The sequence below is a fragment of the Streptomyces sp. CBMA156 genome, assembly GCF_014596515.1.
Classification (GTDB): Bacteria; Actinomycetota; Actinomycetes; order Streptomycetales; family Streptomycetaceae; genus Kitasatospora.
Genome location: NZ_MSJQ01000203.1, coordinates 1 through 13,900 on the forward strand (window position 1 = coordinate 1; position 13,900 = coordinate 13,900).

The 13,900-nt window shown below is 75.6% G+C and carries 14 protein-coding genes and 1 pseudogene; 6 read left to right on the plus strand and 9 right to left on the minus strand.

Translation table 11 applies throughout. The annotated features are described in order from the left end of the window. From BU198_RS16790 to BU198_RS16800, 3 genes and pseudogenes are all read left to right on the plus strand, one after another. A pseudogene (locus tag BU198_RS16790) lies at window positions 1–447 on the plus strand (hypothetical protein); the annotation flags it as partial. A gap of 82 nt (window positions 448–529) precedes the next feature. Continuing rightward, window positions 530–925, plus strand: a complete 396-nt coding sequence (locus BU198_RS16795; RefSeq protein WP_317620158.1) for a roadblock/LC7 domain-containing protein — start codon at window positions 530–532, stop codon at window positions 923–925. A 111-nt stretch (window positions 926–1,036) separates the two neighbouring features. After that, window positions 1,037–1,411, plus strand: coding sequence for a hypothetical protein (locus BU198_RS16800; protein WP_188297664.1), 375 nt, complete (start codon window positions 1,037–1,039; stop codon window positions 1,409–1,411). A gap of 48 nt (window positions 1,412–1,459) precedes the next feature. On the opposite strand, the gene BU198_RS16805 is transcribed toward BU198_RS16800, so the two are convergent. The 6 genes from BU198_RS16805 to BU198_RS16830 form a co-directional block, all read right to left on the minus strand. Continuing rightward, window positions 1,460–2,611, minus strand: a complete 1,152-nt coding sequence (locus BU198_RS16805) for an NUDIX domain-containing protein (protein WP_188297665.1) — start codon at window positions 2,609–2,611, stop codon at window positions 1,460–1,462. 147 nt (window positions 2,612–2,758) lie between these two features. Next, window positions 2,759–3,643 (minus strand): SGNH/GDSL hydrolase family protein, encoded by an 885-nt coding sequence (locus BU198_RS16810; protein WP_188297666.1) that lies wholly within the window; start codon window positions 3,641–3,643, stop codon window positions 2,759–2,761. After that, window positions 3,618–4,913, minus strand: a complete 1,296-nt coding sequence (locus BU198_RS16815) for a glycosyltransferase (protein ID WP_188297667.1) — start codon at window positions 4,911–4,913, stop codon at window positions 3,618–3,620. Before BU198_RS16815 ends, BU198_RS16810 begins: the two co-directional genes overlap by 26 nt. Beyond that, window positions 4,910–6,124: a glycosyltransferase family 4 protein gene (locus BU198_RS16820; RefSeq protein WP_188297668.1), complete on the minus strand. Its 1,215-nt coding sequence runs from the start codon at window positions 6,122–6,124 to the stop codon at window positions 4,910–4,912. Before BU198_RS16820 ends, BU198_RS16815 begins: the two co-directional genes overlap by 4 nt. A 109-nt stretch (window positions 6,125–6,233) precedes the next feature. Further along, window positions 6,234–6,422, minus strand: a complete 189-nt coding sequence (locus BU198_RS16825; protein WP_188297669.1) for a YegP family protein — start codon at window positions 6,420–6,422, stop codon at window positions 6,234–6,236. Window positions 6,423–6,573: 151 nt separating this feature from the next. Continuing rightward, window positions 6,574–7,248, minus strand: a complete 675-nt coding sequence (locus tag BU198_RS16830; RefSeq protein ID WP_188297670.1) for a TetR/AcrR family transcriptional regulator — start codon at window positions 7,246–7,248, stop codon at window positions 6,574–6,576. 122 nt (window positions 7,249–7,370) lie between these two features. On the opposite strand from BU198_RS16830, the gene BU198_RS16835 reads away from it, so the two are divergent. Continuing rightward, window positions 7,371–8,252, plus strand: coding sequence for an SDR family NAD(P)-dependent oxidoreductase (locus BU198_RS16835; RefSeq protein WP_188297676.1), 882 nt, complete (start codon window positions 7,371–7,373; stop codon window positions 8,250–8,252). 118 nt (window positions 8,253–8,370) lie between these two features. On the opposite strand, the gene BU198_RS16840 is transcribed toward BU198_RS16835, so the two are convergent. Together BU198_RS16840 and BU198_RS16845 are read right to left on the minus strand one after the other, a co-directional pair. Next, window positions 8,371–9,018, minus strand: a complete 648-nt coding sequence (locus tag BU198_RS16840) for an HNH endonuclease family protein (protein WP_188297671.1) — start codon at window positions 9,016–9,018, stop codon at window positions 8,371–8,373. 238 nt (window positions 9,019–9,256) lie between these two features. After that, entirely contained in the window at window positions 9,257–10,702 is a 1,446-nt protein-coding gene (locus tag BU198_RS16845; protein ID WP_188297672.1) for an amino acid permease, read from the minus strand. A gap of 412 nt (window positions 10,703–11,114) precedes the next feature. On the opposite strand from BU198_RS16845, the gene BU198_RS16850 reads away from it, so the two are divergent. Then, the gene (locus BU198_RS16850) at window positions 11,115–11,330 is read left to right on the plus strand and encodes a hypothetical protein (protein WP_188297673.1); all 216 of its coding nucleotides are present in this window, start codon (window positions 11,115–11,117) and stop codon (window positions 11,328–11,330) included. Window positions 11,331–11,438: 108 nt separating this feature from the next. Here the strand turns inward: BU198_RS16850 and BU198_RS16855 are convergent, their stop codons facing one another. Further along, window positions 11,439–12,380, minus strand: coding sequence for a deoxyribonuclease IV (locus BU198_RS16855; RefSeq protein ID WP_223244496.1), 942 nt, complete (start codon window positions 12,378–12,380; stop codon window positions 11,439–11,441). A 214-nt stretch (window positions 12,381–12,594) separates the two neighbouring features. Here BU198_RS16855 and BU198_RS43820 point away from each other — a divergent pair. After that, window positions 12,595–13,900: cytochrome P450 (locus tag BU198_RS43820; protein WP_317620160.1), on the plus strand; the 1,306-nt coding region annotated here is incomplete at its 3' end.

Consider the following 13,900-nt stretch of genomic DNA (forward strand, 5'->3'; position numbering starts at 1 on the left):
GACGTCCGGCGGCTGGCCGCCGCCGGACTGCTGGACGCCCTGCGCCCGCCCGAGGCCCCGGCTGTCGATGTCCCAGCAGCCGGGGCTCCCGCCACCGAGGGGTCGGTTCCGGCCACCCGGGCCCCCGTGGCGCCCCCACCGGCCGCCGGCGGACGGGCACCCGGCGGGCTGCATCGCAGGGTGCCCGGCGCCGCGCTCCGGGACGCCGGACTCGCCGGCGCCGGCCTCAGGGGCGACGGACCGGCCGACGGACCGGCAGACGCCCCGGCCACCGCAGCGCCCACCGCAGCCCCCGCCTCGAACCCCACCGGAACCGGCAGCGGGACCGCCGCCCCCACGTACTCCGCCCACCCGCCCACCACGGCAGCGGCCCACCCGCTCGCCGTCCCCGACCCGGACATCGCCCTGCTGACCCGGGTCCGAGACCTTCTGGAGGCCCGACTTTGACCCACTCCCCGCCCGCGACCCAGCCGTCCCGGCCATGAGGCGGGCACTCAAGCAGCGTGTCGGAAGGAGACAACTGATCGCCTTGGAGACCGAGTTGCTCGCCGAACTGCGCGCCGTCAAACACCGCGTCCCGCACCTCGCGGGCGGCCTCGTCGCCAGCGTGGACGGTCTGCTGGTCGCGCACGACACCCATGGCACCGAACCGTCCGGCCTGGCCGCGATGACGGCGGCCTCGCTCTCGCTGGCGCAACGGCTCGCCGACACCACGGGCCAGGGCGAGTTCCGCGAGTCTCTGGTGCGCGGCGAGAACGGCTACGTCGCCACCTACGCGGCCGGCGGCAGCTGCGTGCTGACCCTGCTGGCGCGCCCGGACGTCAACGTCGGCCGGCTGCACCTGGAGGCCCGCCGCAGCGCACAGCGCATCGCGGGGCTGCTCAGCGACGCCCTCGTGCCCAAGGACCCGCGCGACGCGGTCTGACCCGGGCCGTCCACCGGCCCGCGGCGGGGCCGCACCACCGCGGCTCCGCAGCACCGGGCACCCGAACCAGCCACCACCTCACCACCTCACCACCGAACGGGAGTTACCCAGATGACCGACGCAGCCGGCGCGCTCAAGCAGGCCATGACCAGCATCGAGGGCGCCATCGGCGCGGCCCTGGTGGACTACAACAGCGGCATGGCGCTGGCCACCCTCGACGGCCCCGGCGGCCTGGACCTCAACGTCGCCGCCGCCGGGAACACCGACGTGGTGCGCGCCAAGATGCGCACCATGGACATGCTCGGCCTCCAGGACGGGATCGAGGACATCCTGATCACCCTGACCAGCCAGTACCACCTGATCCGCCCGCTCACCGGCCGCACCGGCAAGGGCCTGTTCCTCTACCTCGCACTGGACAAGTCGCGCGCCAACCTCGCGATGGCCCGCCACCAGCTCGGCCGGATCGAGGCCGACCTGGAGGTCTGACGCGCCGCCGGGACGGACAGGGCGCCGCACCCGGCGTCCGTCCCGCCGTCACTCCCGTGGCAGGTCCGGTCCCACGGCCCGCCCGCGCACCAGCTCGACCGGCCCGCCCGGCCGTTCCCGGGCGGCCAGCGCGGCGGCCGTACGGTCCCAGGACGGGCCGGTCAGCAGCGTCCGCGCCTCGTCCGGAGCGCAGAGCCGCCACTCCACCAGCTCCTCCGGCGGCAGCACGATCGAACCGAGCATCGGCTCCGTCACCGTGCCCCCGTCGAACACGTACACCAGGACGGCGGTGTCCCGGCCGGTCGCCGGGTCGGCCTCGGGGGCGGCCGCCGCGCCCGGCTGCCAGTCCAGCACCAGCAGCGGCCCGGGTTCGGCCTCCCAGCCCAGCTCCTCGCGGATCTCCCGCCGGGCCGCCGCCCGGGGCATCTCCCGGTCCGCCTCGACCCCGCCGCCCGGCAGCGTCCAGTACGGCGTCCGTCCGCGCGGCCCGTCCCACGGCCGCAGCCGGACCAGCAGCACCCGGCCGGCGGCATCGGTGAACAGCGCCCGCGCCTTGGCCCGGATCCGCGGCCGGGTGGCGAAGTAGGTCTCCCGGTCCATCGGCAGCTCGGGTGGCTCCTCGGTCGACGGGGACAGCCCCGGCGCGGCCGGCAGTCCGACGTACTCGGGCACCGGCCCGTCGGCGGGCAGCCACCCGAGCGTGTGCCCGACCGGCCGGCTGTCCTCCAGCTCCACCGGCCCGGCGTCGCGCGCCGCCCGCAGGCAGGCCGTCACCCGGCGCGACAGCCGGGGCGGCAGCGCGTGCCCGGCCTCCTCCGCGGTCAGCCAGGTCCAGCCGCCGACCTCCGCCCGGTCCGGCCGGAACGCCGCGACCTGCTCCGCCGTCAGCGGCTCGGCCCAGTACACGTACGCGACGATCGGCCGGTCGCCCTCGCGCAGCAGCGCCCAGTCCACGCCGGCCAGCGGCCCCAGCCGGGGTGTGAACCCCAGCTCCTCGCGGATCTCCCGCAGCGCCGTCTCCCGGGGCGACCGGTCCTCCGGCTCCCAGCCGCCGCCCGGGATCGCCACCGGATGCTTCCGGTCGTACGGCAGCCGCACCACCAGCACCCGTCCCGCCCCGTCCGGGAACAGCACCCCCGCCGCCGCCAGGACCCCCCGGCCGACCGCGCCCGCGTTCTCCACCCCGGCTCCCTCCGCCATGTCCTCCCCGGACACGACAATCCGGGCCACCCCGATGGTTCCCACCCGGGGCAGCTTCCACCGCCACGATCGGGGACCCGTGGGCCCGGCTACCCCGATGGAGTCATCCCGGATGACCGGAACGGATCCGGCGGTCCGCGACCCGCCTCACCCCAGCGCCGCCAGTGCCTGCGCCGCCGCCCGCGCCATCTGCTCGTCGTGCCGCCCGCTCCCGCCGCGCAGGCGGGCGAGGGCCTCGGCGGCGGCGAGCGCGAGCAGGCCCGGCAACAGGTCGGTGCTGCGGGCGGCGAGCCAGCGGGTGCCCTGGGTGGCCATCCACCAGAGGTCGGCGGCCAGGCGCGGCGGGGGTTCCGCCGGGACGGGGGCCGGCGGCGGGCCGAGCGGGTGGCCGGCCTCGGTGAGCAGGTCGTGGAACCGTCGGGCGATCAGGTGGTGGCCCTCGGCGCTGGGGTGCAGGCGGTCCACGCTCAGTAGCCGGCGCTCCGTCAGCCAGGGCAGTTCGGCGAGGTGCAGGTGCACCGCCCGGTGGCGTGCGGTGAGGGTGTGCACCACGGTGTTGACCGCCCGCATCCGGCGCGCCAGCGGACGGGCGAGCGGCGCCGGGAGCCGGAGCAGGCTGCCCGGATCGGGCAGGCAGGCGGTGAGCAACCTGGCGCCGTGGCCGGACAGTTCACCCATCGTGGCGTCCAGCTCCAGGGTGGTGCGCCGGATGTCGAAGCCCGTGCGCAGGGTGTCGTTGCCGCCGACCACCACCGCGGCCAGCTGGGGCCGCAGTGCCAGCGCCGCACCGAGCTGACGATGCGTCAGTTCAGTGGTGAGTGCCCCGCTGTACGCCAGGTTGGTGAACTCGACGCCCCGCCCCTCGGGTGCCAGCGAGTGGGCGAGGACGGCGGCCCAGCCGCGCCGGACCTCGCCGACCTGGTCCCCGACCCCCTCCGTCAACGAGTCCCCGAGCGCGACGAAGCGCAGCAGCTCGCCCGCCGTGGGACGCTCCTCCGCCGCCCGGTCACGCCCGGCGTCCAGCGTGCTCATCCCGACCCCCCGCCGCCGCCTCGTCGTTGTGCCCGTCCACTGCCTCGCCCCCGCGTACGCCCGCCGCCGCGTCCCCGCCTACGCCCGCTGCCTCGCCGCCGTGCACGCCGTGCGCGCCGTGCGCCGCCAGGAACGCCGCCACCGCCGCCGGCCAGCCGTACCGTTCGGCCCGCGCCCGGGCGGCGGCCCGCCGCAGCTCCTCCGGCCGTCCCAGCAACTGCCCCACCGCGGAGGCGAATCCGTCGCCCGTGTCGCCGGCTGCCACGCCGGCGAGCCCGACCAGTGCGGGCAGTGCGGAGGAGCGGCTGACCACCACCGGAGTCCCGCAGGCCAGCGCCTCCATCGCGGCCAGCCCGAAGGTCTCCACAGGGCCGGGCGCGAGCACCACGTCCGCGCACCCCAGCAGTCGGGCCAGTTCCGGGCGCCCGCCCAGGTGTCCGAGGAAGCGCACCGGCAGCCGCAGCCGTGCGGCCCGGTCCGCCAGCCGTTCCCGCAGCGGGCCGGTCCCGGCCACCACCAGCACGGCGGGCCGCCGCCCGGCCCGCAGCGCTCCCAGCGCCTCGATCGCCCGCTCGGGCCGCTTCTCCGCCGAGAGCCGTGAGCAGAGCACCAGCAGGGTCTCCTCCGGGGCGGCGTAGCGGGCCCGCTCGGCCGCCCGTTCGGCGGCGGGCAGCGGCCGCATGGTGTCCAGGTCCACCCCGAGCGGGGCCCGGACCAGGTTCGGGACGCCGATCCGGCGGAACTCCGCCGCGGCCCAGTCGGTGGTGCAGATCACCGCGTCGTAGGCGCGGGCGGTGGCCGCGTTGAGCCGGTCGGCCGCCGCACCCGCCAGCGGACCGGGCACGCCCCAGGTGCGCAGCACCCCGGCGGCGCTCTCGTGCGAGACCATCACCGAACGCACCCCGTGCCGCCGGGCCCAGGCGCCCGTCCAGCGCAGTGTGGTGCGGTCGGACACCTCCAGCCGGTCCGGGGAGAACCTGGTCAGCTCGCCGGCCACGGCCCGGCGGTCGGTGAGCAGCCGGTAGCCGCCGCCGGCCGGCAGCACCGGGCCTGGCAGGGTGACCACCACACCCTGCTCGGTCTCCTCCTCGGAGCGCCGCTCACCGGGGACGATCAGCACCGACCGGTGCCCGGCCGCCCGGTACCCGGCGCCCAGGTGGCGCAGCGCGGTGCGCAGGCCGCCGGAGACCGGGGTGACGAAGTTGGCGAGCCGGACGATCGTCAGCGCCCCGCCGTCGTGAGCGGGGGTGACACCGGGAACGGAGGTCATGCCGGCAGCTCCTCCGGCAGGGCGGGCGCCACCGGCTCGACCGTCGCCGGGGGAGCGGACGGCAAGGACAGCCCGCGGTGCTCCGCCAGCACCTCCGCGTAGTGCCGCAGCAGCAGGTCCCCGACCGCCTCCCAGGTGCGCGCGGTCACCTCGGCCCGTCCGGCCCGCCCGTACGCGGCCCGCCTGGCCGGGTCGGCGGCCAGCTCGGCCACCGCCCTGGCCACCGCCGCACCGTCCCGGGGCGGCACCAGCAGGCCGGTGCGGTGATGCGCGACCAGGTCCAGCGGCCCGCCCGCCGCGGGGCCGATCACCGGCACGCCGCTGGCCATCGCCTCCTGGATGGTCTGGCAGAAGGTCTCCAGCGGGCCGGTGTGCACGAAGAGGTCCAGGGTCGCGAAACAGCGGGCCAGCTCGTCACCGGTGCGCCGGCCGAGGAACACCGCGCCCGGCATCGAGGCCTTCAGCCCGGGTGCCGAGGGGCCGTCCCCGACGACGACCACCCGCACCCCGGGCAGCGCCGAGGCCGCCGCCAGCAGATCGACCCGCTTCTCCGGCGCCAGCCGGCCGACGTACCCGACCAGCACCTCCCCGCCCGGCGCGAGCGCCCGGTGCAGCGCCTCGTCCCGGTGCCGGGGGTGGAACCGCACCGAGTCCACCCCGCGCGGCCACAGCTGCACCCGCGGCACCCCGTGCGCGGTGAGGTCCTGGGCGGCCGGAGTGGAGGGCGCCAGGGTACGGGCGGCGGCGCGGTGCACGGCCCGGATCCGCCGCCAGGCGGCGGCCTCCCCGAGTCCCCGTCCGGCCCGGTAGGCGTGCGCGTAGCCGGCCAGGTCGGTCTGGTAGACGGCCACGGCGGGCACCCCGAGCCGTGCGGCGACCTGCATCCCGCGCGCGCCGAGCACGAACGGGCTGGCCAGGTGCACGAGGTCCGGCCGGTGCCCGGCGATCGCGGCCGCCAGCTGCCGGCTGGGCAGCGCGATCCGCACCTGCGGGTACCCCGGCAGCGGCACCGACGGAATGTGCACCACGGGAATCTCGCCCGCGGCGCCGCCGAAGGTCTCCGGCGGGCACTCGCTGCCCCGCGCCGGCGCGGGGGTGACGACAAGGGGCCGGTGGCCCCGGCGGACCAGGTGCTCGGCCGTCCGCAGCACGCTGTGGGCGACTCCGTTGACCTCGGGCGGGAAGGATTCGGTGACGATGACGACGCGCATGCCAGTGTTCTGTCCGGGTCCGGCATGCGTCCGGCCAAAGGGATCTGTCATAGAGGCGAACGCGGGTCGGCGATTTGAACCGCCGACCCGCGTCCGGGAACCTTCGGCGTCACAGCGACCCTGCGGTCTCCTTGAGCTCCGCGTACGGTGCGAGTTTGCGGATGGACTCGATGCTCTTCAGGCAGTCGTCCTTGCTCTCCTGCGGGTCGCCGGTCACCACGACCGTCCCGTTGCTCGCCTTGAGCCGGAACCGGTGCATGCCGCCCTCGTCCACGTACAGTTCGAATCTTCCAGCCATGCCAGCAACAGCCTTCCGCTCGGATGACCCCCTGGCCGCACCGTAGGGTCGGATCCCCCGTGCGGCCCGTCGGACGGGCCGTCCGGGTGCACCGCAACGCAAGCCGGAACGCACGCGCCGGAACGCACGCGCCGGGCGCGGCCGGGGCCGGTCAGGGCCGCGGTTCGGGCCGGCCCGCGACCAGCCCGGTGACGGTGGCGGTGAGGACGCGGGCGAGCCGGGGTTCGACCTCGACGACGGCGTGGGCGAGCCGCGGGTCGCCGCGGTAGAGCGCGGCGACCTCGGCGCCCGGGTTCGCGATCTGCCACAGGGCGCCGGCCAGCGAGACGGCGGTGGCGACCAGGTCGACGACGTCCTGCTCGTCGAGGGCGGGCAGCTGCTCGCGGACGGCCGCGGCGATCGGAACGCGGGCGGCGAGCGTGGCGAGCTTGAACTCGCGTACGGCGTCGAGCGAGACGTTGCGTTCGAGGTTGAGCGGTGCGTGGGCGAGCAGGTCGCAGAACATCCCGCGGGCCGCGAGGGTGGCGGCGAACGCCCGGGCCACGGCGGCCGGGCCCGGCTCCGCGGTCTCCCGCAGCCGCGCGGTCAGCGCCTGGGACCACTCCGCCCAGCCCTCGGCGGTCAGGCGCAGGAAGATCTCCTCGCGGGTCTCGAAGTACCGCAGCAGCGCCGACTTGTGCATCCCCACCGCGGCGGCGATGTCGGTCAGGGTGACGTCCCTGATGCCGCGCTCGTGGCCGAGGGACCGGGCCGCCGTCAGGATCGCGGCCTCGCGGAGTCGCTTGGCCTCGGGCGAGCGTGCGCGCTGGAACTCCGGTGCATCCACCCGCCCATGGTAGGGCAACGCCGTTGCCCTATTAGTGCAACAGCGTTGCGGTATTAGTGCAACGGTGTTTTACTAACGGCATGGAGCAGAACACGGAGCGGAACACGGACATGGAGCACGGCATGGAAGCGGGCGGGGAGCAGGTCTGGTTCGTCACCGGCAGTTCGCGAGGCTTCGGGCGCACCCTCGTCCGAGCCGCACTGGAGGCCGGCGACCGGGTGGCGGCGACCGCCCGTCGCCCCGAGCAACTGGCCGACCTGGTCGAGGAGTTCGGCGACCGGATCCGCCCGATCGCGCTGGACGTCACCGACCCGGCGGCCGCCCGCGCGGCCATCGCCGAGGCGCGGGCCGCCTTCGGCCGGATCGACGTGCTGGTGAACAACGCCGGCTACGCCAACGTCTCGCCGATCGAGACCACCGAGGACGCCGACTTCCGGGCTCAGTTCGAGACCAACTTCTGGGGCGTCTACCACGTCACCAAGGCCGCGATTCCGCTGCTGCGCGAGCAACGGGGCGGGCTGGTGGTGCAGTTCTCCTCGATGGGCGGCCGGGTCGGCGGTTCCCCCGGCATCGCGTCGTACCAGGCGGCGAAGTTCGCCATCGACGGGTTCAGCCGCGTGCTGCGCGCCGAGACCGCGCCGTTCGGTGTGCGGGTGCTGGTCGTCGAACCCAGCGGCTTCCGCACCGACTGGGCGGGCTCCTCGATGGTCGTCCACGACGTCCCCGAGGCCTACGACGAGACGGTCGGCGCCGTGAACCGGCGGCTGCGGCAGGGCGGGGACGGTGCGGCGGGCGACCCGGTCCGGGCCGCCGGGATCCTGGTCGGGATGGCCAGGCGGCGCGACATCCCGCACCACCTGCCGCTCGGGGTCAACGCCGCCGAGGGATCGATCGCGATGGACCGGCGGCTCCTGGCCGAGGACACCAGATGGCGCGAGGTGGCGCGCTCGGCCGACTTCGCCGAGGCCTACCCGGTCGCCTTCCCGCCGGACTCGACCGACTGACCGGTGCGGTGCGCACGGCCCGGGTACGGGCACTGCACGGCATGGCCCGGCGTGGTACGCCAAGGTCCGGCACTGCGGCCCGGCGCGGGGTGAGCGCCGGGCCGCAGGGGCGGTGGGCTCAGCAGCCGTTGAGGATGCCGCCGAGCGCGCTCTTCTCGGCGCTGTCCACGCTCAGGCCGTAGTACTGCTTCACCTGCACCCAGGCGCGGGCGTAGGTGCAGCGGTAGGAGGCCTGGGGGAGCCACTCGGCCGGGTCGCGGTCGCCCTTGGAGCGGTTGCTGCTCGCGGAGACCAGCAGCAGCTGGGGGCGGGTGACGTCGTTGGCGAAGGCCTGGCGCTGGGCGGTGGTCCAGGACCAGGCGCCGGAGGCCCAGGCCTCGGAGAGCGGCACCAGGTGGTCCACGTCGAAGGAGGAGGCGTTGGTGGTGGTGACGCCGTCGTACGCCGAGGACCAGCTGCCGCTGGTGGCCTTGCAGGAGGTGTCGGTGGCGACGTTGCTGCCGTCCCGCTTGACGATCCACTCGCGGGTGTCGCAGGTGCCGCTGATGGTGATCCAGGCCGGGAACAGGGTCCGGTCGTAGGTGTCCCCGTGGGTCTCCGCGGTGGCGGGCATCGCGGCGAGGTAGCTCCGCGCGGTGGCCGCGGAGATCGGGGTCGGCAGGGCGGCCTGGGCGGGGGCGCCGGCCGCGACGACGGTCGCGGCGGCGAGGGCGGCGGCGGCCGGTATGCAGGACAGGAACCGGCGCAGGGGCGTGGTGGGGGCCATGGCGGACGCTCCATCATCAGATCGGATGAACTGCTGAGTTGCGTGCGTCAGTGTGTCGAGCCCGTCGCCTACGCGGGTAGACCCGGGAGGTGAAATCCTCGTGCACATCGGACGTGCACCGGACAAGTCCGGCGCACGTCACGGGGGTTCAGGGTTTTTGCCTGGTTTCACAGGGGTCCGGCGGGGTCGGGCGGGGTTTCGCCGGACCTGCACCAGAGCGCCCGGCTGTCGCCGGGGTTCAGTCGCGGCGGCGGCCCGCCATCCAGACGTAGACCAGGATGCCCGCGAACAGGAACAGGACGCCCTGGTAGACGGCGGCGTAGCCGGCCCCCGCGAGCAGCCAGAGCGAGAAGCCGAAGGCGCCCAGGCCGAGGACGGCGTCGCGCACCAGCCGTCGGCGGTCGACCTTGTCGCCGGCCCCGCGCACCAGCCAGTACAGCTGGGCGGCGGTGGAGAGCAGGTACGGCACGGTGGCGGTGAACGTGGTGACCAGCACCAGCATGTCGAAGGCGCCCTTCGCGCCGCTGGCGAAGTTGAGCACGGTCAGCGCCGAGGCCAGCGAGACGCCGACCAGCACGCCGAAGACCGGCACCCCGCGCCGCTCCTTGCCGAAGGCCGCCGGGAACAGGCCGTCCTTGGCGGCCGCGTACGGGGCCTGGGCGGAGAGCAGGGTCCAGCCGTTGAGGGCGCCGGTCATCGAGACCAGCGCGGCGACGGCGATCACCGTGCCGCCCCAGGTGCCGCCGAACATGGCGTCCACGGCGTCCGAGAACGGTGCGGTGGAGTGCACCAGCCGATCGTGCGCGACGGTGCCGAACACCGCGACCGTACCGAGCAGGTAGACCACCGCCGCACCGGTGGTGCCGAGCACGCTGGCCCGGCCGACGTTGCGCTCCGGGTCGCGGACCTGGCCGGCGCTCATCGCCGCCGACTCCACGCCCAGGTAGCTGAACAGCAGGATCGCGGCGGCGGCGGACATGCCGCCCGCCCAGCCCTGGCCGGTGCCGTCGAAGGGCCCGAGGTTCTTCGGGTCGAAGAAGAACAGACCGCCCACCGAGACCAGCAGCAGCGGCACGAACTTCAGCACGGTCGAGACGAGTTGGACCGCCCCGACGTACCGGCTGCCGGCCAGGTTGGCCAGTGCCGGCAGCCACTGGAAGGCCAGCGCGGCGGCGATCTCCAGCGGGACGGAGCCGTGCATCGGCAGCAGCACGTTCAGGTACCCGACGGCGGCCACGGCGAGCGCGGCGTTGCTGACCCAGGTGGTGATCCAGTACGACCAGGCGGACAGGAAGCCGGCGAAGTCCCCGAAGGCCTCGCGGGCGTAGACGTACGGTCCGCCGGTGCGCGGGCTGCGGCGGGCCAGCTGCCCGAAGACCAGGGCCAGCGCGATCGCGCCCACGGTGAGCACCACGAAGGCGAGCAGGCTGACCGTCCCGAACGGCGCCACCGCGGCCGGGATCATGAAGATGCCGCCGCCGATGATGTTGCCCATCACCAGGGCGGTGGCGGTCGCCGGCCCGAAACGGCGGCCGCTCCGCTCCGGCGTCGGACCGGCCGGTGCGGAGCCGGTCTGTGCGGAGCCGGTCTGCGCGGGACCGGCAGGTGGGGAGCCGACCGGCCCCGGGGTGTCCGGGCCGCTCGGACGGGTCGCCTGCCGGGGTGCGGCGGGACTGGTCTGCATGAGGGTGGTGCGCCTTTCGTGGTGCTGCTCGCGCTCGGTGGAGCGCCATGGAGCGACCGTTCATGCTCGGACCGGGCCGTCCTGTGCACCAAATCGACGGGATTTGTTCAGTTCGCCCGCTCCGTCACCGCAAGACTTGCGGTCGCCGGGCGGCCGGACGGGCACTCGTCCGGCGCCCTCCGTCCGGCCGTTCGACCTGATTCACGGGCGTACGCCCGGATTCGTCCGGCCGGGGGAGTTGCCTCACCCGAATGCCTCAGCCCGGTTGCGGCGCGTGCCCGAAGCCGCGCGTTCGTGTGCAAACGTGGGCGCGGCGCCTCCCCGGTGGGGCGCCGCCCAGCCCCGTCGGGCGGCCGGACCGGCTGGTCGGGGGCGCGGGTTGAGGACCAGAGACGAACCAAAAGGACATCAGATGTCGCTTCGTGGGAAGATCCGCAAGCTCGCCGTGATCGTCGCCGTGGCCGGTGCCGTGGTGGCGGTCCCGACCTCGGCCATGGCGGGGGGCTCCACTCCGTCGCAGTCGGAGGGGCAGAGCCTGCAGTCCGGCTCCGCGGGCGTCGGCCTGTTCGGCCCGCACGCCGACTGGTTCAACTACGCCGAGCACGGCGAGAGCGACTGCGGCTGCTGACCCTCCGTACCCCGAGCCCGGAGGCCGTCCGTCGGCCCCCGGGCTCCCGGCTGTCCGGCGGCGGGCGCTCGCCCGCCGAGGTTCCGGCGGGCGCCGCCGCCCACGGCCTCAGACCCGGACGGCGGCCCGCTCCCGCAGCTCCTTCAGCACCGTGATGTCCATCGCGTGCCCGGTGCCGTCCCCGCCGTGCTTGCGGTCCGGGGTCTCCACCAGCAGCGGCACCCCGGCCGTCTCCGGGTGCTCGAACAGCTCGCGGAACGGCTCGGCGCCGATCATCCCGGCACCGATGTTGGCGTGCCGGTCCTTGCGGGCGCCGACCACGTCCTCGGAGTCGTTGGCGTGGATCAGCCGCAGCCGGCCGGGACCGGCCGAGGCGGCCAGGGCGTCCAGCGCGGCCGTCACCCCGCCGGGCTCCGCCAGGTCGTGCCCGGCGGCGAAGGCGTGGCAGGTGTCCAGGCAGACTCCCACCTTCGGGTGATGGTCCAGCGCCTCCACGTACTCGGCCAGCTCCTCCAGCCGCGAGCAGAGCGAGCTGCCCTGGCCCGCGGTCGGCTCCAGCAGCAGCCACGGCGCGTCGTCGCCCAGCGCGTCCAGCTCGTCCAGCAGCGGCCGGACGTCCGCCCGGACCTGCGCCATCGCCTCGGCCCGCCGTGAGCCGCCACCGGGGGCGGTGCCGACCGCCGAGCCGGTGTGCAGGACGACGCCGAGCGCGCCGATGGCGTGGCCGCGGTGCAGCGAGTGCCGCAGCGAGTCGGCCGAGCGCTCGCGGGTGGCCGGGTTGTCCGAGCCGAAGTTGATCAGGTACGGGGCGTGCACCCAGGCCGGGACGCCCTGGTCGGCGCAGGTGGTGCGGAACTCCTCGTCCTGGGCCGGGTTGCCCGGGGGAGTGGCCCAGCCGCGCGGGTTGGCCACGAACACCTGCACCGTCTCCGCGCCGACCCGGCGCGCGTACGCCAGACCCGTGCCGGCCAGGCCGCGGGCGGCCACCGGCACATGGGCGCCGATCGGGTTGCGGAGGTCGGCGACGGGCGGTACGGGCGCGGTGGTCATGGCTCCGAGCATGTCACGCGCCCGGCCCGGGTCCTCGCGCGGGCCGGAGAGGGGTCCCGGAGGTGCGGCTCCTGGAGGCGCGGCTCCCGGCGTCCCGGGGAAACGACCCGCCGTGCTCGATCGAGTGAATCGAGCCCGGAAGCCGGTGAGCCCGCCACCCGATTCCGTCACGATCCGTGACCAGATGGACTCCGCTCCCCCCGAGGAGGCAGCCGTGACCACCGCCGAGCCGGTCGAGACCGTCGACCTGCGTGCCGAACACCTGATCCGCGACCCCTTCGCCGCCTTCGCCGACCTGCGCGAGCGCGCCCCGCTCGCCCGCGCCACCATCCCCGGCGTGGACCCGTTCTGGATCGCCGTCCGCTACCAGGACGTCCGCACCGTGCTCTCCGACCCGCGCTTCGTCAACGAGGTGAACGCCGTCGACGGCCCCGCCCAGGACACCGCCATCAGCCCCGCCCAGGACACCACCACCGGCCCCGCCGGCACGACGGAGGAGACCGCCGCCCCCGTCCCCGCGCACCGCACCGAGCAGGTCTGGCGCGCCCGCGGCATGCCGCCCGAGTGCGCCCAGTACCTGCGGGCCGGCGTCTTCGGCGCGGACGGCGCCCGGCACCGCCGGATGCGCGGCCTGGTCCACCCCGCCTTCACGGCCGGCGCGGTGGAGCGCCTGCGGCCCAGGATCGAGCGGCTCGCGGAGGAGTACGCCAGGGTGCTGCCCGAGCAGGCCGGCCCGGACGGCGTGGTCGACCTGGTCGCGCACTTCGCCTACCCGCTGCCCGTCACCGTGATCTGCGAACTGCTCGGCATCCCCGAGGCCGACCGCCCGCAGTGGCGCACCTGGAGCTCCTACCTCGGCCGCGGCGCCGGGCCCGGCCTGGACGGTGCGCTGCGCGCGATGGTGGCCGCCGCCCGCGAGCTGGTCGGCCGCCGCCGCGCCGAACCGGCCGAGGACCTGCTCTCCCGGCTGGCCGCCGCGGAGGGCGACACCCTCGCCCCGGTGGAGACCGTCTCGCTGATCCTCAACCTGATCGTGGCCGGCCACGAGACCACCGCCACCCTGATCGGCAACGGCACGGCCGCGCTGCTGGCCCACCCGGACCAGCTGGCGACGGTCCGCGCCGATCCGGGCCTGCTGCCCGCCGCCGTCGACGAGCTGATGCGCTGGTGCGGCCCGACCATCGGCGGAGTGCCGCGCTACGCCACCGAGGACCTCATCCTGGCCGGCACCCTGATCCGCAGGGGCGAGGCGGTGATGCCGATCCTGGCCGGGGCCAACCACGACCCGCGGGCCTACGCCGAGCCGGAGCGCCTGGACGTCTGCCGGGCGGGCACGCCGGACCGGCCGGGGCACCACGAGGCGCACCTCGGCTTCGGCCACGGCACCCACCGGTGCCTCGGCGCGGCGCTGGCGCACCAGCAGGCGGTGGTCGCCTTCGGCGTGCTGCTGCGGACGTACCCGCGGCTGGCCCTCGCGGTCGGCCCGGAGGCCGTGGAACGCGGCCCGAACCCGGCCGCCT

What these genes read in the sequence shown, in the direction of transcription:
- BU198_RS16800 (WP_188297664.1), top strand. Translation starts at nt 1,037, where the DNA reads ATGACCGACGCAGCCGGCGCGCTCAAGCAGGCCATGACCAGCATCGAG.
- BU198_RS16805 (WP_188297665.1), bottom strand. Translation starts at nt 2,611, where the DNA reads ATGGCGGAGGGAGCCGGGGTGGAGAACGCGGGCGCGGTCGGCCGGGGG.
- BU198_RS16810 (WP_188297666.1), bottom strand. Translation starts at nt 3,643, where the DNA reads ATGAGCACGCTGGACGCCGGGCGTGACCGGGCGGCGGAGGAGCGTCCC.
- BU198_RS16815 (WP_188297667.1), bottom strand. Translation starts at nt 4,913, where the DNA reads ATGACCTCCGTTCCCGGTGTCACCCCCGCTCACGACGGCGGGGCGCTG.
- BU198_RS16820 (WP_188297668.1), bottom strand. Translation starts at nt 6,124, where the DNA reads ATGCGCGTCGTCATCGTCACCGAATCCTTCCCGCCCGAGGTCAACGGA.
- BU198_RS16825 (WP_188297669.1), bottom strand. Translation starts at nt 6,422, where the DNA reads ATGGCTGGAAGATTCGAACTGTACGTGGACGAGGGCGGCATGCACCGG.
- BU198_RS16835 (WP_188297676.1), top strand. Translation starts at nt 7,371, where the DNA reads ATGGAAGCGGGCGGGGAGCAGGTCTGGTTCGTCACCGGCAGTTCGCGA.
- BU198_RS16840 (WP_188297671.1), bottom strand. Translation starts at nt 9,018, where the DNA reads ATGGCCCCCACCACGCCCCTGCGCCGGTTCCTGTCCTGCATACCGGCC.
- BU198_RS16845 (WP_188297672.1), bottom strand. Translation starts at nt 10,702, where the DNA reads ATGCAGACCAGTCCCGCCGCACCCCGGCAGGCGACCCGTCCGAGCGGC.
- BU198_RS16850 (WP_188297673.1), top strand. Translation starts at nt 11,115, where the DNA reads ATGTCGCTTCGTGGGAAGATCCGCAAGCTCGCCGTGATCGTCGCCGTG.
- BU198_RS16855 (WP_223244496.1), bottom strand. Translation starts at nt 12,380, where the DNA reads ATGACCACCGCGCCCGTACCGCCCGTCGCCGACCTCCGCAACCCGATC.